17 protein-coding genes are annotated in these 22,798 nt (G+C 38.4%); 2 read left to right on the top strand and 15 right to left on the bottom strand.

Annotation, left to right across the window (positions count from 1 at the left end; translation table 11 throughout):
- Positions 1-114 precede the first annotated feature (114 nt).
- The gene (locus tag EO117_RS03630) at positions 115-2,931 is read right to left on the bottom strand and encodes an FAD-binding and (Fe-S)-binding domain-containing protein (RefSeq protein ID WP_126939146.1); all 2,817 of its coding nucleotides are present in this window, start codon (positions 2,929-2,931) and stop codon (positions 115-117) included.
- Positions 2,932-3,154: 223 nt separating this feature from the next.
- On the opposite strand from EO117_RS03630, the gene EO117_RS03635 reads away from it, so the two are divergent.
- Positions 3,155-3,649, top strand: a complete 495-nt coding sequence (locus tag EO117_RS03635) for an S-adenosylmethionine decarboxylase family protein (protein WP_164727482.1) — start codon at positions 3,155-3,157, stop codon at positions 3,647-3,649.
- A 141-nt stretch (positions 3,650-3,790) separates the two neighbouring features.
- Here EO117_RS03635 and EO117_RS03640 read toward each other — a convergent pair whose 3' ends face one another.
- Genes EO117_RS03640 through EO117_RS03650 form a run of 3 tightly spaced genes read right to left on the bottom strand, consistent with a single transcriptional unit; the run spans position 3,791 to position 8,254 of the window.
- Positions 3,791-4,270 (bottom strand): dCMP deaminase family protein, encoded by a 480-nt coding sequence (locus EO117_RS03640; protein WP_009354146.1) that lies wholly within the window; start codon positions 4,268-4,270, stop codon positions 3,791-3,793.
- Positions 4,271-4,282: 12 nt separating this feature from the next.
- Entirely contained in the window at positions 4,283-6,751 is a 2,469-nt protein-coding gene (gene leuS, locus EO117_RS03645; protein ID WP_126939148.1) for a leucine--tRNA ligase, read from the bottom strand.
- 51 nt (positions 6,752-6,802) lie between these two features.
- Positions 6,803-8,254: a glycosyl hydrolase family 18 protein gene (locus tag EO117_RS03650; RefSeq protein ID WP_126939149.1), complete on the bottom strand. Its 1,452-nt coding sequence runs from the start codon at positions 8,252-8,254 to the stop codon at positions 6,803-6,805.
- A 139-nt stretch (positions 8,255-8,393) separates the two neighbouring features.
- On the opposite strand from EO117_RS03650, the gene lgt reads away from it, so the two are divergent.
- A complete protein-coding gene (gene lgt, locus EO117_RS03655) occupies positions 8,394-9,206 on the top strand; it encodes a prolipoprotein diacylglyceryl transferase (protein ID WP_126939150.1) in 813 nt (270 codons plus the stop codon).
- Between the two features lie 184 nt (positions 9,207-9,390).
- Here lgt and trmFO read toward each other — a convergent pair whose 3' ends face one another.
- From trmFO to glyQ, 11 genes are all read right to left on the bottom strand, one after another.
- Positions 9,391-10,710, bottom strand: a complete 1,320-nt coding sequence (trmFO, locus tag EO117_RS03660) for a methylenetetrahydrofolate--tRNA-(uracil(54)-C(5))-methyltransferase (FADH(2)-oxidizing) TrmFO (protein WP_126939151.1) — start codon at positions 10,708-10,710, stop codon at positions 9,391-9,393.
- The gene (topA, locus tag EO117_RS03665) at positions 10,707-12,956 is read right to left on the bottom strand and encodes a type I DNA topoisomerase (protein ID WP_126939152.1); all 2,250 of its coding nucleotides are present in this window, start codon (positions 12,954-12,956) and stop codon (positions 10,707-10,709) included. Before topA ends, trmFO begins: the two co-directional genes overlap by 4 nt.
- Before the next feature lie 13 nt (positions 12,957-12,969).
- On the bottom strand, positions 12,970-14,073 hold the full coding sequence (gene dprA, locus EO117_RS03670; protein ID WP_126939153.1) for a DNA-processing protein DprA: 1,104 nt from the start codon (positions 14,071-14,073) through the stop codon (positions 12,970-12,972).
- A complete protein-coding gene (locus EO117_RS03675) occupies positions 14,074-15,645 on the bottom strand; it encodes a YifB family Mg chelatase-like AAA ATPase (protein WP_126939154.1) in 1,572 nt (523 codons plus the stop codon). It abuts the gene before it with no gap.
- 15 nt (positions 15,646-15,660) lie between these two features.
- Positions 15,661-16,017, bottom strand: a complete 357-nt coding sequence (locus tag EO117_RS03680) for a YraN family protein (protein WP_126939155.1) — start codon at positions 16,015-16,017, stop codon at positions 15,661-15,663.
- A gap of 249 nt (positions 16,018-16,266) precedes the next feature.
- Positions 16,267-17,070, bottom strand: a complete 804-nt coding sequence (locus tag EO117_RS03685; protein ID WP_126939175.1) for a ribonuclease HII — start codon at positions 17,068-17,070, stop codon at positions 16,267-16,269.
- Positions 17,057-17,950 carry a ribosome biogenesis GTPase YlqF gene (ylqF, locus tag EO117_RS03690; RefSeq protein WP_126939156.1) on the bottom strand — a complete coding sequence of 298 codons (894 nt, stop codon included), beginning with the start codon at positions 17,948-17,950 and terminating at the stop codon, positions 17,057-17,059. Before ylqF ends, EO117_RS03685 begins: the two co-directional genes overlap by 14 nt.
- 228 nt (positions 17,951-18,178) lie before the next feature.
- On the bottom strand, positions 18,179-18,520 hold the full coding sequence (gene rplS / locus EO117_RS03695) for a 50S ribosomal protein L19 (RefSeq protein ID WP_062402893.1): 342 nt from the start codon (positions 18,518-18,520) through the stop codon (positions 18,179-18,181).
- 127 nt (positions 18,521-18,647) lie between these two features.
- Positions 18,648-19,541 carry a zinc metalloprotease HtpX gene (locus EO117_RS03700; protein ID WP_126939157.1) on the bottom strand — a complete coding sequence of 298 codons (894 nt, stop codon included), beginning with the start codon at positions 19,539-19,541 and terminating at the stop codon, positions 18,648-18,650.
- Between the two features lie 6 nt (positions 19,542-19,547).
- Positions 19,548-21,581 carry a glycine--tRNA ligase subunit beta gene (gene glyS / locus EO117_RS03705; RefSeq protein ID WP_126939158.1) on the bottom strand — a complete coding sequence of 678 codons (2,034 nt, stop codon included), beginning with the start codon at positions 21,579-21,581 and terminating at the stop codon, positions 19,548-19,550.
- A gap of 1 nt (position 21,582) precedes the next feature.
- A complete protein-coding gene (glyQ, locus tag EO117_RS03710; RefSeq protein WP_009354040.1) occupies positions 21,583-22,458 on the bottom strand; it encodes a glycine--tRNA ligase subunit alpha in 876 nt (291 codons plus the stop codon).
- Between the last annotated feature and the right edge of the window lie 340 nt (positions 22,459-22,798).

A 22,798-nucleotide genomic window follows, 5' to 3' on the forward strand; every position in this document is an offset into this window, starting at 1 on the left:
TTATTTCCTAAGATGAGTTTATTGTATCATAGATTTCTTGATATAGCAATGTAAGAAGAAAAGCAGCCTCAAAAGACTGCTTTTCTTTTCATGTTATACGATTGTTATACACAGTTATTTAGAGCATGCATCTAATAGGTATGCAATTCCAATAAATGGAATACCTGCACGTTCTCCTAAGCCAATTTCACAAGTAGAGCTAGAGCTTACTCCTAGTGTAGCACCGTATTCTTTCACTTCATCACCCAAATCACGTGTAGCGGAATGATTCAGTTCAGGTGTGAAGAAGCCTTTTTGTCCGGCAAAACCACAGCATGCAAAGGATTTAATATTGAATACTTCATCAGTACATGCACGTGCGATAAGTTCAATATATTTTTCTTTACCCACTTTTTTGATTTTACATTGTTTATGAACAATAACTCGTTCTTTACATTTCACGATATCTAATTTCGGCACAATATGAGTGTACAAGAATTCAGATACATCCAGAATTGTAACTGATTTAATGTGTTTGAAAGCATGAGAGAAACATGCTGAGTGATCTATGACAACTGGATATACTCCACCACAGCTTGCTTCTAATAATGCGTTTTCCAAGTCTCGCAATGCACGTTTATCAATATCTTCGTAGTTTTCAAAGCTTAATCCACAGCATAAGTTCTCAATATGTGGTGGATATATCACATTATAGCCGGCTTTTTTGCACAAGTTTTCCATTACTTGTTGCAAGCTACGAGTATCTTTTTGTCCTTGATTTGGTTTGAATGCACGATTCGCACAAGTACTAAAATATACAACATTATCATTGCCTACAGTATTTCGTTGGCTTTTCAATTTGTGACGGTTTGCTTTTGGCAATGTTGTTGGCGCATATGGTGTAACTCCAGTCAATTTGTGGGCACCTTTTGTAATTTTAGAGATTAACTTATTCGTAATTACTTTACCTGCTGCACCGCCTAATGTAACACCCATGCGAGCTGCTGATAACGTAGCTGGGAAATTGTCATAAATTGCTTCTGCAATACCATGACCTTTTGCTGTTACTTTACGAACAGACAAAGCAATTTGTGCTGTATCAATGCCTAATGGACATAACATGGAGCACATAGAGCATGCCGCACATGTATCCACACCATAGTATTGATACCCTTCTGCTAACGCATCTGCTTCCGCATGTTTACCTTCTTGACGAAGACGAGTCTCTTCACGCACTAAGGAAATACGTTGACGAGGTGTTAATGTTAGATTTTTAGATGGACAGTTCTTTTCACAGAACCCACATTCAATACACATATTGAACAATGGATCAATCGCAGCCATCGCTTTCAAGTTCTTTTTATATACATCTGGATCATCTGTGATGATAACATCTGGATTAATTAAGTAAGTAGGATCAAACAATTCTTTGATACGGCGGTTAACTTGGTAAGCTTTCACACCCCACTCTAACTCAACGAATGGTGCTACCATGCGGCCTGTACCATGTTCAGCTTTGATACTACCTTCTACAGTTGCTACTTGTTCTGCCATTTCTTTCACAAGTCCACTGAAATTATCGCGTTCTCTTGGATCATTCAAGTCTGGAGTAATAATAAAATGGACATTGCCACTTAACGCATGACCAAAGATAATGCCATTATCCATAAAATCATATTTACGGAATAACTCTGTAATGATACCGATGCCTTTGACGAAGTCTTCAATTTTGAAGCATACGTCTTCTGTAATTACAGTAGAGCCAGATTTACGTTGTCCTGCAGCAATTGGTAATAAGCCTTTACGGATGTACCACCATGAATTATATTCTGCTGGATCTGTGGAATATAAGCTAGGAATAATAGTAGGAATATCTTTTAATTGCTCTTTAATATATTCTACTTGATCCGCCAACTCTTGCTCATTGTTACTTTCAGATTGGAATAGAATACAGCTAGTACCCTCTGGCACTCCACGTACAAAGTCCGGTACTTGTTCTAACTTTTGTACACTCTTAAGGCTGAGATAGTCCATCATTTCCGCAGATACTACATATTGACGTCCCATATTCGCTAACGTTACAACTGCGCGAGATGCATCGGATAGCTCTTTATAGAACACAAGGCCACAAGCCTTGAATTTTTTATCCTCTACTGTGTTGTAGACTACTTCGGATACAAATCCTAATGTACCTTCAGAACCAATAAAAATATGATTTAAAATATCCACAATATCTTCAAAGTCAACTAAGGTATTAATGGAATAGCCTGTAGTGTTTTTAATTTTAAATTTACGTTGGATTAATTCTACTAATTCAGGATCATCAAAAATCCATTGGCGAAGGTCTAATAAGCCTTTTACAAGATCTGCACGAGAGGTCATGAAAGCTTGCACACTAGCTGGATTGCTAGTATCTAAAATCGTACCATCAACCAACACAACACGAACAGATTTTACTGTTTGATAAGAGTTTTCTACAGTGCCACAGCACATACCAGAAGAGTTATTGTTAAAAATACCTCCTACCAAAGCGCTAGCAATGGTAGCTGGATCAGGACCAATTTTACGTCCATAAGGCGCCAATTTTTCATTGGCATCAATCCCAATAACACCACAATCGCAACGCAGTGCTTTGCCGCCATCTAATACTTCCATTCGTTTAAATCCATCATTGGCTACCACCAATACATTTTCACTGGAAGCTTGACCTGATAAAGAGGTACCTGCTGCTCTAAAAGTAACAGGTGTACCATATTGATTAGCTAATTCTAAAATACGAATAACTTCAGCTTCATTATTGGCTTTTACCACAACTTGAGGTACATAGGAATAACAAGAAGCATCTACGCCATAGGCATAGCGGTGTAAAAAATCTGTAAATACTCGATCAGGACATACGGCCTGAGCTTCCGTAGAAAAAGAAGCAAAATCGTAACGTAACGGTGCTTTCATAATAGGACCTCCTAGCATGACTACATGTAGTTTCATTTATAAATTGAACATTTTGTTCAAAAAGCATAGCTTTCTATGTCTTATATATAGCTTACCATATGAGTGGATTTTAGTAAAATCTATAATTATGTTTTTTAATTCTATCTATTACAAAAAAGTATAACAAATTTACAAAATCAATTTTTTCTTATATAATAGACCATGAATGAAAGTAGGTGAGAACATGCACGTTTTAGGGGAACACGTTTTAATTGATTTATATTCATGTATTGATGAAAAAATAGAATCTCCTGCTGTCTTACAAGATGCCATTGTAAATGCCTTAGCCATTACAAACCAATGCGTCGAGGAAATCGATTGCCAAATTTTAGAAGATGAAATTTTCTTGGTTGCCGTATCCCATCATTGTCATGTAATTCTTCATGCATATCCACAGTTAGGCTATGTAGCAGCAGATGTATATACATTTGAAAAATCTGTAGAACCAAAAGTAATTATGAAAGAATTACAACGTTCTGTGGGATCTGAAAAAGTAAAAGCTACTAGTATCCGTCGTGGCGACTTCGGTAACGAAAGAGATATGAAACCTCGTAAACAGTCTTCTCTGACTGCTATGGGCAGAGTCACTCGAACTCGTACACGATTGACAAAAACAGGTAAAAACATTACTTCTAAGGGCGTAAAAGCTATCAAAAAAGTAATAGGTAATACCAAATAAATATCGAACATACTAACGGCTAGGTCTCAATCGGATCTAGCCGTTATTTTGTTCGATAGAATAACTTGCACACGCAAAAGGCTGAACCTAGGAATATGTCCTCAAGTTCAGCCTTATTATATACATATGTAGTCTAATCAATTACAGTTGTAACGATAATTGTCTTCCGCTTGGTTCATAAGCCGTAATCGTTACTCCCGCAGTTTGAAATAATCGTTTCGATGCTTGTACTTCTCGTGTATCTTTGTAATCATCACGCCAATAAATGACTTCTTTAATGCCACTTTGAATGATGGCTTTAGCACATTCATTACAAGGGAACAATGTCACATAGATCTTACTACCCTCTAAAGAACCACCGCGATAATTTAAAATCGCATTTAGCTCACTGTGAACGATGTAAAAGTATTTATTATCTTCTTCCCGATTGCGATTCCAAGAGAAATCATCATCATCACACCCTAAAGGCATACCATTGTATCCGATAGATAAAATTTTATTATCATCACTCACAATGCAAGCTCCTACTTGTGTATTGGGATCTTTAGAGCGTTGCCCTGCTAACATGGCAACACCCATAAAGTATTCATCCCAGCTAATATAGTCTTTACGTTTTTCCATAGGAACCTCGTTTTATTTGACTACAATATTAATTAACTTTTTAGGTACTACAATCACTTTTACAACAGTTTTACCTTCTGTAAATTCTTGTACACGTGGTAATGCTTTTGCAGCTGCTTCTAGTTCTTCTTTAGATAAGGAAACGGATACTGTCAATTTATCACGTACTTTCCCATTTACTTGCACTGCCACTTCTACCTCATCCACTACTAAAGCTGATTCTTCATACGTCGGCCAAGATGCAGCATGTACAGAACCTTCAAAACCACATTCATGCCAAATTTCTTCAGTAATATGTGGTACAAATGGAGCAAGCAATAATGTTAATTTTTCAACTAGTTCTTTTGCTAACTCACTTTGTACTGTATCATGACTATCTTTAAATTGATACATAGCGTTTACCAATTCCATAACAGTACTGATGGCAGTGTTAAAATTGAATTTACCGTCTAAGTCTTCTGTTACTTTTTTGATAGCACGATGTAATTCACGACGTAATGCTGTTTCATCTTTGGATAAGCTATCATGATGTCCGGATGCACCCAATTGTTGGTATGTATCGATAATACGCCATACACGACCTAAGAAACGGTAGGAACCTTCAACCCCTTGGTCACTCCAATCTAAATCACGATCTACTGGTGCTGCGAATAGAATGAATAAACGTGCTGTATCTGCACCGTATTTGGCAATGATTTCTTCTGGAGATACTACATTGCCTTTAGATTTAGACATTTTAGAACCTTCTTTTAACACCATACCTTGTGTTAATAATGCTTTGAAAGGTTCATTTATTTCTACTAATCCAATATCATTTAATACTTTCACAAAGAAACGAGCATATAATAAGTGCAAAATAGCATGTTCGATACCACCGATATATTGGTCTACATTCATCCAATATTTCGCAATTTCTTTGTTAAATACTTCTTTATCATTTCTCGCATCCGCGTAGCGTAAGAAATACCAAGAAGAATCAATAAATGTATCCATTGTATCAATTTCACGGCGAGCAGGACCACCGCAGCATGGGCAAGTCGTATTTAAGAAAGTTTCCGACGTTGCCAATGGAGAAATAGCACCACCATCAAAGGATACATCTTCTGGAAGTTTTACTGGTAATTGTTCTTCTGGAACCAATTGTTCTCCACATTTTTCACAGTATACAACTGGAATTGGACATCCCCAGTAGCGTTGACGAGAAATCAACCAGTCACGAAGACGGAAGTTTACTGTCTTACGACCAGTGCCTTGTTCTGTGAAATAATCACCTAATGCTTGGCGAGCTTCTTCAGATGTTTTACCGCTGAAATCACCAGAGTTCACCAATACACCATCTTCAGTAAATGCTGTATCTAAGGAAGCAAAATCTAAATCTTGAGCACTGTTTTGAATCACCCAATTGATAGGTAAATCATATTTTTTTGCAAAGGTATAGTCTCTTTCATCATGAGCCGGAACCCCCATAACAGCGCCTGTACCATAATCTGCTAATACATAATTAGCAATCCAAATTGGTACTTCTTTGCCCGTAATAGGATGTGTTGCATAAGAACCTGTGAACATACCTACTTTTTCTGCTTCTGTAGAAGTACGTTCAATATCACTTTGGTTGCGCAATGTTTCAATGAAAGCTTCTAATTCTGCTTTATTGGATGCATCTTGAATCAATTCTTTTACATACGGATGCTCAGGTGCCAACACCACATAGGACACACCAAACAAAGTATCTATCCGTGTTGTATACACTTCAAAAGATTTATCAATTTTAGGTACATGGAACGCAAATTGTGTACCTTCGCTACGACCAATCCAGTTTCGTTGCATCGCTTTTACACGGTCAGGCCATTGGTCCAATGTATCTAAATCGTCTAGCAAACGATCTGCATAGTCTGTAATTTTAAAGAACCATTGTTTTAAGTCTTTTTTCACTACATCATTATCACAGCGCCAGCATTTGCCATCAATAACTTGTTCGTTAGCTAATACTGTATGGTCATGTTCACACCAGTTTACTTTTGCTTCTTTTTTATAGGCCAAGCCTTTTTTATAAAATTGTTGGAATATCCATTGTGTCCAACGATAGTAATCTTCTTTACAAGTCGCTACTTCTCGGTCCCAATCATAGGATAAACCCAACTCTTTTTGCTGACGTGTCATGTTGGCAATATTATCTAATGTCCAATCTTTAGGAGATACACCATTTTTAATAGCTGCATTTTCCGCAGGCATACCAAATGCATCCCACCCCATTGGATGTAATACATTAAATCCACGCATTTTTTTGAAACGTGCCACTACATCACCAATCGAATAGTTACGCACATGTCCCATATGTAAGTTACCAGATGGATATGGGAACATTTCTAACACATAATATTTTTCTTTACTTGGGTCATACTCTGTTTTAAATACCCCAGACTCTTCCCAATATGTTTGCCATTTTTTTTCAATGTCTTGTGCCACGTATTTTTCGTACATGCTATGCCTCCTCAATTGTATGTATTAATACTCTTAAGTATACTCCAAATCTTAGTCTTTAGGCAAAGACTTTTTTTCTTTTGTAACCTTTACAACACCTGTTTCATCAGTGTCTTTATGCGTTTTCTTAAACTGTAACACAATTTCTTTACCGTCTTTAGAAATCTTTGTCACTTCTGAAGTATCTCTATGTTTAGATTTTTTCTTCTTATCTTCCTTCTTATCTTTCTTCTTATCTTTCTTTTTCTCTTGTTTTTTTACTTCTTTTTTATGATCTTTTTTATCTGAAATTGCTTTCCCCTTTTCAGTACTATTCGTATTAGCACCGTCTAGAGCAAAACTCAGCACCGGCCATACATCACTAGCTTCAAAACCTTTACGCCAAGCCGCGACTCCTGCAAGTTGTAATTCTTTTACAAGACCCACTTTATAGCTTAACGACTGTGGATCTTCAAACCAAATTTTTGTGAGTGTCCCCTCATATGGTTTCTTTTCATCATAAATACCATAGACACCATTTTTATTCGTCAACGTTAAATAATTACCTTTTAAATGATTATCCCAAAGCATCACATCTCTGTACTCACGTTCTAAATCAAGGGCTCTTGTCATCGCTAGCGTTTTACTTTTTGCTTTTCCTTCCCAAGAACCTTTCACTGGTACAGACCATTCACGCATATAAAATGGGATGCCCAATACAAGTTTTGATGCTGGTACTTCTGAAAGCATTTGCTCTGCATGCTTTCTCACCCATGGGTAGGAAGCCACCGGTCCTGCTGTATCACTAGATGCCCAAGTTTCATCGTACGCCATAAGTACTACATAATCTACTGCATCAGCATAGGCCTTGCGGTCATATACTAAAGACCAGTTTTCACTATTAGAATAACCCGTTACATCAATAGAACTATGTAGGTTATAATCTCTCAATCCCTTAGCAAGAAAATCCACAAACTTAGTTAGCTGTGTTTTATCTTTGTAATGAACATTTTCAAAATCAAAATTATATCCATCATAACCATACTCTGTAGCATAATTAATGAGGCCTTGTTTATATCGTTCCCACATAGATTCATTAGCAAGGATTTTACTAGTCATATCTGGATCGAATTGGTTTGTAATCAAAGGCCATACACGATATCCTTTTTCCTTATAACTATTTACATAGTCATACGATAGCTTAGAACTAGCTTTTAGACCAGTCGTAGTCAACTCAAACCAGCTGGGAGACATAATTGACGTACCATTCTGTACATACTTTTTATCATACGCTGTTTCTGATACTATCGGATCAAATACCATAGTGATAGGTAATGTAACTTCTTGCTTTTCTGGGACATACAACATGGGACCTACATATTGTGTAGGTTCTACTGCTGTTGTTGTATTGGACAGTGCTGGAAAGGGAATATGGATTGTTGCCTCTGCTACTTGATAGGAAGCAAACAAACTAAATGCAGATATTCCTAGCACCAAATGTTTCATAACTTGTAAGTGTTTCATAAGCGCTCCTTTTAACCTTTATATTATATCACATTCAGCCTATATAGTGGGAACACTATACTATTTCTCTAAAATTTATGGTACACTACAAAGGTAGGATTTGTTAGAAACATTTAAAATAGAAATAATAGGAGGTTCTATGCATCAATATTTATTTTTTATCGGAGGCTTTCCAGTACGCGCCTACGGTTTACTTCTCGCTTTAGGTATTATTAGCGCTGCCGTTGTAGGCTACTTCATTATGAAAAAAGATGGCCGTGGATGGGAAAAACATATGGTGGATTTCACCATTACTGTTGCTATAGCTGGTATCATCGGTGCTCGACTATGGGATGTATTCTTCTTTGACTGGGGATACTATCACAATCACTTATTGGAAATTCCTTACGTATGGCAAGGTGGCATGGCTATCCAAGGTGGCGTATTGTTAGGTGCCATTGCTGGCATTTATTATTTAAAAAAGCAACATGTTGACCCTTGGGCCTTTGCTGATTTATTTGCACCAGCCCTTATGGTAGGTCAATCTGTGGGACGTATGGCGAATGTCATGAATGGTGATGCCTTTGGTCACCCTACTGGGGGAAACTTCGGTATTCTTTATCCAGAAACTACCTTGGCATACCGCACTTATGGTAATCAACCATTATGGCCTGCTGAAATATGGGAAGGTCAAGTAGATATTATTTTGTTTGTTATCTTACTATTGGCTAACGTATTCCCTCATAAAAAAGGACAAATCTTCTGCTTATATGCATTCTTGTATTCTGCCTTGCGATTCTTCTTAGAATTTTTACGTGGAGATTATGTAAACCTAACATTAGGCTTTAAGTCAGCACAGGTTACAAGCTTAATTGTCATGGCTGTGTCCTTTGGCATCTGGCTATACCTTCATTATAAAGGAACAACGGATACACATGTATTCCCTATAGGGAAAGGCAAAAAAGGAAAATAATGATTCATTAGTTTCAACACAAAGTGATGCCTATAAAATCAAGCTAATAAGAAATATAAAGAGGAAAGGATTGCACATAGCAAATCCTTTCCTCTTTTTCTTATCTATAAAACTTCAAATATTGCAAAATTCTCTTGCCTTTGAATATGTAAAACACTATATCTATCAAGTACAAAACTATTAATTAAGACAGTAACTCTTCTGCTACAATTAATGCCTCTAATTCTTCTAATGCACGTTGAGCAATTAATGCATTTTTTTCTTTTTTCTTACGTACTTTAGCTCCCCAAGGTTCCATGATACCAAAATTTACATTCATTGGTTGGAAATTTGAACCTTCATAAGCACTAATATAATGGCTTAACCCACCAAGAGCCGTTGTTTTAGGGAATGTAACAAATTCTTTGCCATGCAACATACGCGCCACTTGGATAGCTACCATCATACCTGCAGCTGCTGATTCTAGATACCCTTCCACACCTGTCATTTGACCAGCAAAAAACAATCGTGCATTAGATTGTAGTTGGAATGCTTGGTTCAACAGTTCTGGAGAGTTAATATATGTGTTACGATGCATGACACCATAGCGAATAAATTCAGCATTCTCTAACCCTGGAATCATTTGGAATACTCGCTTTTGTTCGCCCCATTTTAAATGCGTTTGAAAGCCTACTAAGTTGTACATAGTAGCTTCTTTATTTTCCTTGCGCAACTGCACTACTGCATGCCACTCAATATTGTTCCGTGGATCTACAAGACCAACCGGTTTCAAAGGCCCATAGCGCAATGTATCTAGCCCTCGAGATGCCATAATTTCTACAGGCATACATCCTTCAAAATAGATTTCTTTTTCAAAATCTTTTGGTTGTACTACATCGGCTGTAGTTAACGCTTCATAGAAAGCATCATATTCTTCTTTCGTCATAGGGCAGTTTAAATAATCTGCATCCCCTTTATCATACCGTGAGGCTGCAAATACTTTATCGTAATTCAAAGACTCTGCTGTTACAATAGGTGCTGCTGCATCATAGAAATAAAAATCTTTAGAACCAGTTAACTCTTTAATCTTAGTTCCTAATGCTTCTGATGTGAGTGGACCACTTGCAAAAATAACAATACCTTCATCTGGAATCTCTGTCACTTCTTCATGAATCACTGTGATTAAAGGGTGTTCTTTAATACGTTCTGTGACCCTTTTGCTAAAAGCATGACGATCTACAGCCAAGGCACCACCTGCCGGAACTTGACTGGCATCAGCAGATTCCATGATTAAAGAGTCTAAACGACGCATTTCTTCTTTCAAAAGACCCACTGCATTTTCTATCGTATTCGCACGCAAAGAGTTAGAGCATACTAACTCTGCAAATTGATCTGTATGATGAGCCGGTGAAGACACTTTGGGACGCATTTCATATAAGTGCACAGGGATACCACGCTTAGCCAGTTGATAGGCTGCCTCAGAGCCAGCAAGACCAGCTCCAATAATAGTTACAAAATCTTTCATTCTTTATCTTCTTTCTTTGTTCTAGGTTTACGTTTTGGCCTTGTTTCACATTCAGGATTGGAACAAAACTCTTTTTTATTTCCATTTTTGTATATTTTTTCAGCCATTAAGCTACCACAAACGGGACAAGTTTTATCAATAGGTTTATCCCACATTGTAAAATCACAAGATGGGTACCCTTCACAACCATAAAAAACACGACCTCTCTTGGATTTACGTTCTAAAATCTCATGAGATTTACATTTAGGACATGTCACTCCCGTGCTAACTGTAATGGACTTAATATTTCGACAATCTGGAAAGTTAGAACATGCTAAATATTTACCATAAGGCCCTAGTTTATAGACCATATCATGTCCACATTTTTCACAAAGGATACCACTCTTCTCTGCTTCCAGTTCTATCTTCTCAGCCGATTCAGCTGTGTGTAATTCCTTCTCAAAACTATCATAAAATGAATGGATAACAGCTTCGTAGAAGTTAGTCCCTTGTGCAATATGGTCTAAATCTTCCTCCATAGAGGCAGTAAATTTCATATTAATGAACTTTTCAAAATGAGTTGTTAAAAATTCCACCACGGCAAAACCTAAATCAGTAGGAATAAATTGTTTATCCTTACGCTCCACATAATTCCGTTTTAAGATCGTATCAATAGTAGCTGCATACGTACTTGGTCGACCAATTCCCTGTTCTTCTAATACTTTGATAAGACCTGCCTCAGAATAACGGCTTGGAGGTTGCGTAAAATGCTGTATACCATCCATAGAGATAGGCATAATAGCTTGCCCTTCCTCTAGGGCTGGCAGTATATGGTCATCCTCTTTTTTAGCGTCTTCATAGACTTCTGTAAAACCTTTAAATAATACACGATTCCCAGAAGCCTTCAATGTATACTCATCTACATGAAATTGCATAGTGATAGTTTCACTTTTCTGTGGAGCCATTTGACTCGCTAAAAATCGATTCCAAATCAAGGTATATAATTTTAACTCATCACTAGATAGATAGGACGCTACCGCTTTAGGTGGTAATTCCAACATGGTAGGACGAATCGCTTCATGCGCATCTTGAGCATTCGCCTTCGCTCCAAATACATTTGGTTTACTCGGATAAAACTCCTTCCCAAAGGTCTTGAGAATATAGGCTTTAGCCGCTTCTTGCATTTCCTTTGATACCCGAGTGGAATCTGTACGCATATAGGTAATCAAACCTACATGACCATAGCCCCCAATTTCTTTACCTTCATATAAATGTTGTGCTGCAGACATAATGCGTTTTGCATTCATATTCAGTTTGCGTACACCTTCTTGTTGCATCGTCGACGTCGTAAAAGGAGCAGGTGCTTTACGACTACGTTGCCGTGATTCTACAGAACTAACTACACTTTCACGGCCACGAATAACGCTTAATACGGCATCACTTTCTGTTTCATTAGAAATCGTTAACTTTTCATTATCTTTGTGAGTCACTACCACATCAAATTGTTCATTCTTAGCGGTTTGATACACACCTTCGATAGTCCAGTATTCTTCTGGAATAAACGCTTGGATCTCACGTTCCCGCTCACAGATAATGCGTACGGCTACGGATTGAACACGTCCGGCACTAAGTCCTTTGCAAATCTTTTTCCAAAGCAAAGGGCTTAATTTATAACCTACAATACGGTCCAATACACGACGAGCCTGCTGAGCATCTACCATATGCATATCAATCGGTCTAGGTGTTGAAATCGCCTCTTGAATAGCATGCTTAGTAATCTCATTGAAAGTCACCCGACATGGCGTAGTACCATCTATATTTAAAATATGAGCTAAATGCCAAGAGATGGCCTCTCCTTCACGGTCAGGGTCAGTTGCCAAATACACAGCTTTTGCCTTATCTGCTTCTTTACGTAACTCTTCGATAACAGCCTTTCTACCTGGTACATTCAAATATCTAGGTAAAAATCCATTAGTAATGGATACACCCATTTGCATTTTAGGTAAATCTCTCAAATGTCCCATGCTAGCTTTTACCACATAGTCATCTCCTAAAAATTTTTCAATAGTCTTTGACTTTGCTGGAGATTCCACGATGATTAAAGTTTTTCCATCTTTTTTGAAAGTCCGTTTATGTTCCATTGTAATCGGTTCTGGACGCATAACCAAAGGTCTAGACTCTGGTGCTTTGGCGCTTGATTTGACAGCTTCTTTTGTTTCTTTGTCTTTTTTTTTCTCCCCTGTAACGAAGGATCTAGTAATGGCCAAAAATCTTCCTCCTCTAAGTATGTAGTACATACCCCTGAGAGGTATGTGTAATCATTTGTTTTAGTTCTAATTGTAACAGCAGTGTATGAAGATTTGTTAACGGCAATTGAGTAGTATGTACTAATTCTTCTATCGTCGTATTTCCACCAGGATTCATAGCCTCTAGTACACGTTGTTCCTCTTCATTCACTGTGTTTACTTTTTCACTATTCATGTTACTATACTTTGCGACTTTTTGCCAACCATATTCATGCAATACTTGTTCAGGATCTGTTAAGACAGTAGCCCCTTGCTGAATAAGCCAATGATTTCCATCACAAGTATGTGTCAATACATTCCCTGGTATAGTAAACACATCTCTTCCTTCATTTATCGCCATATCAGCAGTAATCAAAGAACCACTGCTAGCTTTTGCCTCCACAACAATGGTGCCTCTCGTCATACCACTAATAATTCGATTTCGAGAAGGAAAGTGATGGCTCTTAGCTTGCATATGCGGTCCATATTCAGATAGTAATAATCCATCTTTTTCTAAAATTTCTAAAAATAAATTCCGATTTGTTCTTGGATAGGTTACATTTAAACCACAGCCCATGACGGCAATCGTTGGAGTTTGTCCTTGCAAAGCTCCTTCATGGCTAGCACGATCGATGCCCATAGCGCCGCCACTAACAACGATAATACCTAAGTTAGATAAAGCACGGCCAAAGTATCTAGCTACTTGTACACCATAAGAAGAGCATTTTCTAGCGCCTACCATTGCTAACGAACGATCCATATGCTGCAACACTTCTATATTTCCACGCCCATACAACACTCGAGGACTATTATAAATCTCTAGTAACGATTTAGGATAGTAAGGAGATTCCCAAGTAATCACATGCATATGAAAGCGCTCTAAATCTTCTTCTAATTGTAATAGAAAGCTTTCATTGATAGGTCGACGAATTTCATCAAACAATTCATATTTACAACCTAACGATGGTTCTACATTATGATGTAACACATGATGCCAAGCTTCCTTTGCACTTTCGTAATAAGTAAATAAATTACCTAAACTAGCATTACCTAATCCTACCACATGTTGGAGAGCACTCGCATAGATTTCCTCTTTCATTTACAATCCCTCCTGTACTTGCCGATAACTTAAGGCCTCTGCCACATGGTCTGTTAAAATCTCCTCAGATTCTGCTAAATCAGCGATTGTTCTTGCTACTTTGATAATGCGGTCATAACTACGTAAACTCAAATGTAATGTAGTAAAAGCTGAATCTAGCAATTCTTTAGCTTGCTCAGAAAGTTTCACATACATTTCTATATCACTATGACTTAAATGTGAGTTCACCCCAATATTCGTTCCTTTATATCTTTCAGTTTGCATAGATCTAGCACGGATAACACGGCTACGTACTTGCTCTGTACTAACTTCATCCTTAGGGGCATATATCTCTGTTAAAGTAGGTCTTTCTACGGGTACTACTAGATCCATTCTATCCAGAATAGGTCCTGATAACACTCGTTGGTATCTTTGAATTTGCGTAGCTGTACAAGTACATCGATGATCTTCTTCCGTTCCAAACCATCCACATGGACATGGATTCATAGCCATGACAACAATACAATCACTGGGATAGGTAGTTGCCATTCCGATGCGTGCAATATGTACTTGTCGTTCTTCTAAGGGCTGTCTCAGAACCTCTATGACAGGCCTACGAAATTCTGGTGCTTCATCCAAAAATAAAACGCCTTTATGTGCCAAGGTAATTTCTCCTGGTTTTGGCGGTTGTCCTCCTCCCGCCATAGCCACTAATGTACTCGTATGATGAGGACTGCGAAATGGTCGCTCTTCCATTAATCGACCACTTTTTAATAACCCCATCACACTATAAATGCGGCTTACCTCTAGTTGTTCCTCTCGTGAAAGAGGTGGCAATAAAAACGGCAATCGTTTAGCTAACATAGTCTTTCCCGATCCAGGAGGTCCGGTCATCAACAAATGATGCCCACCCGCCGCTGCTATTTCTAAGGCTCGCTTAGCCATCACTTGTCCTTTTACATCTTGTAAATCTAATATTTCCACTCTACGTTTTGACGGCACTATCGATGTCTGTACACACAGCTTTGCTTTCTTTTCAGGATGCTCTACTAATTCTACAACTTCAGATAAAGTAGACAAACCATATACAGGCATAGAGGAACCACTAGTAGCCTCTTCATGATTTCCCAGTGGCACAATAATATCTTCTACCATAGAAGTATAACTATGTTCATTTCCTAACTCCTGATTTGTCACCCCCATCACCATAGATAACATACCCATTACAGGTTGCAAAGAACCATCCAATGATAATTCTCCTATAAATACATGGTGATTCCATTGTATAGACTGTTTTTTCTTATGTTTACCTTCCTCTAGGGCTGCTAAAATACCCATGGCAATGGCTAAATCTAAGGATGATCCATCTTTCCGAATATGTGCAGGCGCCAAATTGACCACGATTCGTTTCATAGGAAACTCAAAGCCCCCATTTTTGATAGCAGATCGGACTCGCTCTTTTGCCTCTTTCACAGAGGTAGCTGGTAAGCCAACAATATCAAAACTTGGTAAGCCTGGGCTAATATCTACTTCTACGGTCACCACATAGCCATCAATACCACTTACACATACTCCATAGGTTTTTGCATACATGGTTCTCCTCCTATCTTATAAATGACATGCTTTCATATGCCGTAATTCAGAATCTCCTGCTTGAGGTACATATACTTCTATCACATCAAATCGTATAGATTCATACTCTATATCACGAGTTGCCAAAAACATAGATATAACATGACGTATGTGTTGTTTCTTTTTCCAATGCACCGCCTCGCAGGGCATTCCATAGGTTTGGGTACGTCTCGTTTTCACTTCTACTACAATAAGTATATTTTCTTTTTTAGCAATAATATCTACTTCACCGAATCGATAGCGTACATTTCGTTCCAATACATCATAGCCTTGATCTTTTAAATAACTTGTAGCTAGGTCTTCTCCGTATCTTCCTAATTCAATATGGTTCATAGGCACCTCCTTAGTTCTACATTACTTTCATTATGAAAGAATGTAAACGGTGCACCCCACACTGTTAGGAGTGTACTCCTCTAAGAGTGTTATAATCCATATACAATTATCGATATAAAAAAAGCATCCTCATAGAATACTCTATAAGAATGCTTTTATAAAACAATATACTATTATTTATCACCAATAGAGATGACAGATAAGATATTACCTGTAAGCCTATACTAGGCTAAAACCCTACTCTACAGTTTATATTTCTTCCACAGGCTTACCTGCTACAATGGATTTTATGGGTTCAAAACTATGCCGATGCAATGGAGTAATGCCTAAGTCTTTGATAGCCTGCTTGTGTACATCTGTATAGTATCCTTTATGAATAGCAAAGCCAAATCCTGGATATTCTTCGTCCATAGACTCCATAAAGCGATCCCGTGTTACCTTCGCTACAATGGAAGCGGCCGCAATGGACGCACTTTTAGAATCCCCCTTAATCAAAGATTCCACTGGTACGTCTAAATCTGGTAATTTCATGGCATCCGACAAGACAGCTTCTGCCTGTACTGGCAAATTGCGTATAGCCTCATACATAGCTTGTCGTGTAGCTTCATAAATATTGAGCTTATCAATCACTTCTGCCTCATAAGATACACAATGTACAGCTACTGCTACCTCCATGATTTGATCAAACAAAGCATCTCGCTTTTCAGGCGTCAATTTTTTAGAGTCATTCAACCCTACTAACTTGCAATGAGGTGGTAAAATAACAGCTGCTACTGTGACTGGCCCTGCAATAGGACCTCTACCCACTTCATCTACACCAGCTACTAAAAATTTTCCTTCTTCATAGAAGCTATCTTCATAGGCGTACATAGCTTCTAACCGCTGTTGCTCTTCTAAGACCTTTTTTTGTTTTCGTAAATACACACCAGCTGCATTCTTTACGGATTCACGTGAATCTTCTAATGCCCATTGTACATAGTCAAAAGAACATTCGCCTTGCAATAATTCTTTAATTTCTTTTACTTTCAACTGATGAAAGTCATTCTTCGTCAACATAGTACGGCTCCTCATCGACGCCATCAAAGGTAATGTATCCCAATTTGTTATTGCGGTAATCAGTTAAAATCACACGACGTACCTTATCATAATCCACGACGCCACCGCTCACTAAACAACCACGACGGCGGCCAATAGCCTCTAACATAGTATCTACAGATGTGCGTTCTTCTTCCGTCAATTTATAGCGTTCATGCAGTAGCGTCGATTCATGCTCTTCTAAATATGCCAATAACTGCTTAATCACAGAATCTAAATCGTAAACATCGTCAGAAATCGCACCTGTCATTGCTAACCGTGCGGCTGCTCGTTGGTCTTCAAACTTAGGCCACAACACACCTGGCGTATCTAACAATTCCAAATTCTTGCCTACTTTAACCCATTGTTGACCACGTGTGTGACCAGGTTTATTGGCAGTTCGTGTCGCTGCAGATCCAGCTAATTTATTGATTAATGTGGATTTGCCTACATTGGGAATACCTAAAATCATAGTGCGCACGGTGCGACCTTTGATACCTTTTTTTAGCCAACGATCGATGATGGGCTGTGCTAAGGATTCTACAGTTTTCACCAACTGTTTATTACCTTTCCCATTTTTGGAATCAATAGCTATGGCATGAATACCTTCGTTTTTGAAAAATTCAATCCATTCTTTTGTAGCTTTTGGATTCGCCAAATCACATTTATTTAAAATCACTACATGTGGCTTATCGCCGATCAATTCACGAATCACTGGGTTAGCACTACTCCGAGGAATACGTGCATCCAGTAATTCGATAACCACATCTACTTTCTTTTTATGTTCCGTAATCATACGAGTGGCTTTTGCCATATGGCCTGGAAACCACTGCACTACGGGAAAAATTTCTTGACTCATATTTCACCTATTCGTCTATTATATGCATTATACAAGTATTGATTCACTATCTTCCTATGCAATTCTTTTATCTATCATGACACTACTATCAAATTACATGATTAATCTGAAAGTATATAACTGATACCATGACAGGATTTACAACAATAATTACAATGTATTGTTATTGCAATAGGAAATAAAAAAAGGCTAGCCATAGACTTACGTCTCATGGCTAACCCTTTTAAATTAGCGTTTTTCGCGAATACGAGCAGCTTTACCAGTAAGGCTACGTAAGTAGTACAATTTAGCACGACGAACGATACCGCGACGAGTTACTTCGATTTTTGCTAGACGTGGGCTGTGAAGTGGGAATACACGTTCAACACCAACACCAGAAGCGATACGACGAACTGTGAAAGTTTCACGAACGGAACCACCTTGACGGTTGATTACCAATCCTTCGAAAACCTGAATACGTTCACGGCTACCTTCCACAACCTTTACGTGTACTTTTACAGTATCACCAGCGCGGAACTCAGGAATGTCAGAGCGAAGCTGTTCTTTTTCTAATACATCAATAATATTCACGATTTTTTCCTCCTATTTTGCAGACGTTCGTTACTTACACCTTATAAGCAGAGGACCATCTCAAATTAACAGTATTATTCTATCACAAAAGAAAGTTTTTATGCAAGCATAAAAATTAAAATTTATCCTATTTTCCCTCCACATATTGACGTAATCGTTCGATACGTTTTTCTGTAGCTGGATGTGTGCTATAGAGTTTGCTCATGAGCCCACTTTCACCAGTTTCAACTGTATAGTTGCGTAAGGTAATCAATGCATTATGGAGTTCAGCACCTAAGCCGATTTCATAAGCATATTTATCAGCTCGGTACTCCGCACGTCTACCTGTGAATAAGTCAATAATAACCAAAGGCGCCTTAATGACCCACTGCATAAATAGAATTTGTAAAACTACGAGAAGATAAAAAATCTGTACAATGAACGTAATCACTGGTAGTCGTAAATATTGAATCCATAATATAACGCGCGCAAAGAGTTCATACACACGAATGCACATTTGTCCCAAATAGTTCATATAGAAACAAGAAAATCCATAGGCCCCATCTTTATGGTGAATATGTCCCATTTCGTGAGCCACTATGCCTAGTAATTCATTATACGGCAGCTGTATGATGGCCCCCGTATTGAGACAAATTCGATTATGTCCCATCGCAAAAGCATTGATGGAATCATCATTTTTGATAAACCAGTCGAATTGCGACATATCGATACCCGTATGGTTTTGTATATCCTTCTGAATCATCTGCAAAATTTCTACCTCTTGCCCTAGGGGACGACGTCCCCCATAGAGCCACATGGTAATGCGATGAAACCAAGGAATTTGCGCTAGTGCCGCCACAAGTAACACAGAGGTACCTGCTACGGCATAGCTAATATTTTCCAGGTTAATACGCACATGAAAAAGGTTCATCACTTTCATCAGAAACGGATGATCAATAGGTCCAAAGATGGCTTGGTACATATATACAATGCTGCCGATGATGAAGAGATTAGCAAAAAATGTTAATACTGTAACAATCATAAGGACCTACTTCAATTTGCCTAAGTTACTTACTTCATACGTCATACGCAATAATTGAAGACGATTTTGTTTCACAGCTTCGTCTTTATCCATAACCATAACATGTTCGAAGAATGTTTCAATATATGGCACCAAGGATTCTGCTAGGCTTACCGCTTTCACATAGTCCCCAGCTTCTAAGGCTTTGCGATTCGTTGTGTATACCGGTAATGCCGCTTTGTACAGGGCTTGTTCGGAATCTTCTTTTAATAAGGATTCGTCAACGCCTGTGAAAGTCACGTCTTTCACCATGTTAAAAATACGTGTGTAAGCTTGCATTAATGGTTCGTTTTCGTCTAAACGATTAGCTGTTAAGGCTTGTCCTAAACCTTCTGCTAAGGCAACTGTTACAGTATCTTGGCTCAATACGATATCTACTACTTGATATGGCATACCTTGTTCTAACAAAATATTTTTCAATCGAAGGATGAAGAAGTTTTCTAGTTGACCTAGTAATTCTTCTTGTTTATCAGCAGAAACACCCAATAATTCCATTGCTTTCATCCAGATTGGACGCATGGATAAAGACCATTTGCTATCCATCAAGATGTTGATGATACCGATAGTTTGACGGCGCAATGCATATGGATCTTGAGAACCTGTAGGGATTAAACCACGGCTAAACATAGCTACGATAGTATCGACTTTGTCAACAATACTTAAAATGCGTCCTGCATCGGTAGTTGGTAAGATATCCCCTGCAAAACGAGGCAAGTATTGTTCAAAAATAGCCTCCCCTACAGCCGGTGTTTCTCCATCTAGTAAAGCATATTCTTTACCCATAATACCTTGTAATTCTGTGAACTCACTCACCATACCTGTAGTCAAGTCGGTTTTAGCAAGATGTGTAGCGCGTTCTAAGGTGGCTGTATCTGCAAAACCCACTTCTTTTGCTAACGTAGTACCTAATGTTAATAGACGTTCTGTTTTATCTTTTAAATTACCCAAACCTTCTTGGAAGACAACTTTTGTCAATGCTTCATAACGACCTGCTAATGGCGTTTTGCGGTCTTCGTTAAAGAAGAATTTCGCATCATCTAAACGAGCACGAAGTACACGTTCATTACCAGCGGCTACCACGTCTAAGGATTTGCTATCTCCATTGCGAACTGTTAAAAACATAGGAAGTAATTTACCTTTGCCGTCCATCATCGGGAAATACCGTTGATGGTCTTTCATTGGTGTAATGATACAATCAGATGGTAATGCTAAGTAGCTTTCATCAAAAGTACCACAAAGCGCTGTTGGATATTCTACTAGGAATGTAACTTCATCTAATAAATCTTCATCCCACACCACAGTAGCCCCTTTAGTGGCTGCCAATTCTGTTAATTGTTTACGAATTGTCTCACGGCGCACATCTTGGTCGATCATAATGAAGTTCTTAGTTAGTGTATCTAAGTAATCTTTTGGTTCTATTATGGTCAATTCAGATTCACCTAAGAAACGATGTCCACGGCTTACATTTGTACTTGTTACATTAGCAAATGTCACTGGTACTACGTCTTGACCAAATAATGCCACCAACCAACGTACTGGACGAACGAACCGTTCTTCTAAATCGCCCCAATGCATGGATTTAGGGAAACTTAAACCTGTAATCAAGGATGGCAATACGTCAGATAAGACTTCTTTTGTATCTAATCCAGCTGTCGTTGTGTCCGCAAAGATGTAACCATCTACCACTTTCAGTTCAGATACATCTAATCCTTTACCACGAGCAAAACCGATGGCTGCTTTTGTAGCATTGCCATCAGCATCATAGGCGATAGACACAGATGGACCTTTATGAGTTTCGTGAACATCTTCACCACGTTCTGCTACGTCATTGATAAGTAATGCAACACGACGAGGTGTGGCATACACTTTCACAGCCCCATGTGGAATGTGACGTTCTGCCAAAGCTGCTGTTGCTAATTCACCTAATTGTTTGATAATATTTGGCAAAAATCCTGCAGGAATTTCTTCTGCCCCAATTTCAAAGAGTAAATCCTTAGCCATCTTATTTATCTCCTTTCAACAATGGGAAACCAAGTTCTTCTCGTTTCGCCAAATAATTTTGTGCACAAATACGAGCCATGTTACGAACACGACCGATGAAAGCTGTTCTTTCAGAAATAGAAATAGCACCACGTGCATCTAGCAAGTTGAATGTATGGGAACATTTCAACACATAATCGTAAGCCGGCAACACAAAGCCCAATTGACATACACGTGTAGCCTCTGCTTCGTACATGTCAAATAATTTGAACAACATATCTGTATCGGCTAATTCAAAGCTGTATGTAGATTGTTCTACTTCGTTCGCATGCCATACATCGCCATATGTGTATTGTTCATTCCATTGCAAATCGTATACATTTTCTACGCCTTGAATGTACATAGCCAAACGTTCTAAACCATATGTGATTTCTACAGATACTGGTTTTACATCGATAGATCCCACTTGTTGGAAATAGGTAAATTGCGTTACTTCCATGCCATCTAACCATACTTCCCAACCAAGGCCCCAAGCGCCTAATGTTGGAGACTCCCAGTTATCTTCTACGAAACGGATATCATGATCTTCTGCATGAATGCCAAGAGCAGCCAAACTTTGCAAGTATAATTCTTGAATATTGTCTGGAGAAGGTTTGATGATAACTTGGAATTGATGATGTTGGAATAAACGGTTTGGATTGTCACCATAACGTCCGTCTGCTGGACGGCGGGATGGTTCTACATAACATACAGACCAAGGTTCAGGTCCTAAGGCATGTAAGAATGTGGCTGGGTTCATCGTACCCGCCCCTTTTTCAATGTCATATGGTTGTTGTAAAATACAACCTTGTTCACCCCAGAAGTTTTGGAGTGTAAAAATCATCTCTTGAAATGTCATTTCCATTCCTCCTTATGTTTTACAGGGAATAAAAAAGTCCCTGCAACGAAAATCGCTACAGGGACGAGATATACCCGCGGTTCCACCCTAATTGGCTAATGCCCTCTTTTAAAAAATAGCCTTTACTAATTGTCCATACCTAGTATGGTACAACGTTCCTGCTCATGCTCCACAGCGCCTTCTACTCAATTGTGAGCTTTCACCATCCTCACTCGCTAAAGGGAGTATACTCCTCTGCTTCATCACTTATGTATATATATTATTGTATGGATAAAAGGGATTAGTGTCAAGGGATAACCCAATGAGAATCCTTAAGTTTCTCATACACCAGTGTTCCACA

The organism is Veillonella sp. VA142 (assembly GCF_003992135.1).
Classification (GTDB): domain Bacteria; phylum Bacillota; class Negativicutes; order Veillonellales; family Veillonellaceae; genus F0422.

Coding starts and splice junctions, on each gene's coding strand:
- EO117_RS03630 (WP_126939146.1), bottom strand. CDS start 2,931: ATGAAAGCACCGTTACGTTACGATTTTGCTTCTTTTTCTACGGAAGCT.
- EO117_RS03635 (WP_164727482.1), top strand. CDS start 3,155: ATGCACGTTTTAGGGGAACACGTTTTAATTGATTTATATTCATGTATT.
- EO117_RS03640 (WP_009354146.1), bottom strand. CDS start 4,270: ATGGAAAAACGTAAAGACTATATTAGCTGGGATGAATACTTTATGGGT.
- leuS (WP_126939148.1), bottom strand. CDS start 6,751: ATGTACGAAAAATACGTGGCACAAGACATTGAAAAAAAATGGCAAACA.
- EO117_RS03650 (WP_126939149.1), bottom strand. CDS start 8,254: ATGAAACACTTACAAGTTATGAAACATTTGGTGCTAGGAATATCTGCA.
- lgt (WP_126939150.1), top strand. CDS start 8,394: ATGCATCAATATTTATTTTTTATCGGAGGCTTTCCAGTACGCGCCTAC.
- trmFO (WP_126939151.1), bottom strand. CDS start 10,710: ATGAAAGATTTTGTAACTATTATTGGAGCTGGTCTTGCTGGCTCTGAG.
- dprA (WP_126939153.1), bottom strand. CDS start 14,073: ATGAAAGAGGAAATCTATGCGAGTGCTCTCCAACATGTGGTAGGATTA.
- EO117_RS03675 (WP_126939154.1), bottom strand. CDS start 15,645: ATGTATGCAAAAACCTATGGAGTATGTGTAAGTGGTATTGATGGCTAT.
- EO117_RS03680 (WP_126939155.1), bottom strand. CDS start 16,017: ATGAACCATATTGAATTAGGAAGATACGGAGAAGACCTAGCTACAAGT.
- ylqF (WP_126939156.1), bottom strand. CDS start 17,950: ATGAGTCAAGAAATTTTTCCCGTAGTGCAGTGGTTTCCAGGCCATATG.
- EO117_RS03700 (WP_126939157.1), bottom strand. CDS start 19,541: ATGATTGTTACAGTATTAACATTTTTTGCTAATCTCTTCATCATCGGC.
- glyS (WP_126939158.1), bottom strand. CDS start 21,581: ATGGCTAAGGATTTACTCTTTGAAATTGGGGCAGAAGAAATTCCTGCA.
- glyQ (WP_009354040.1), bottom strand. CDS start 22,458: ATGACATTTCAAGAGATGATTTTTACACTCCAAAACTTCTGGGGTGAA.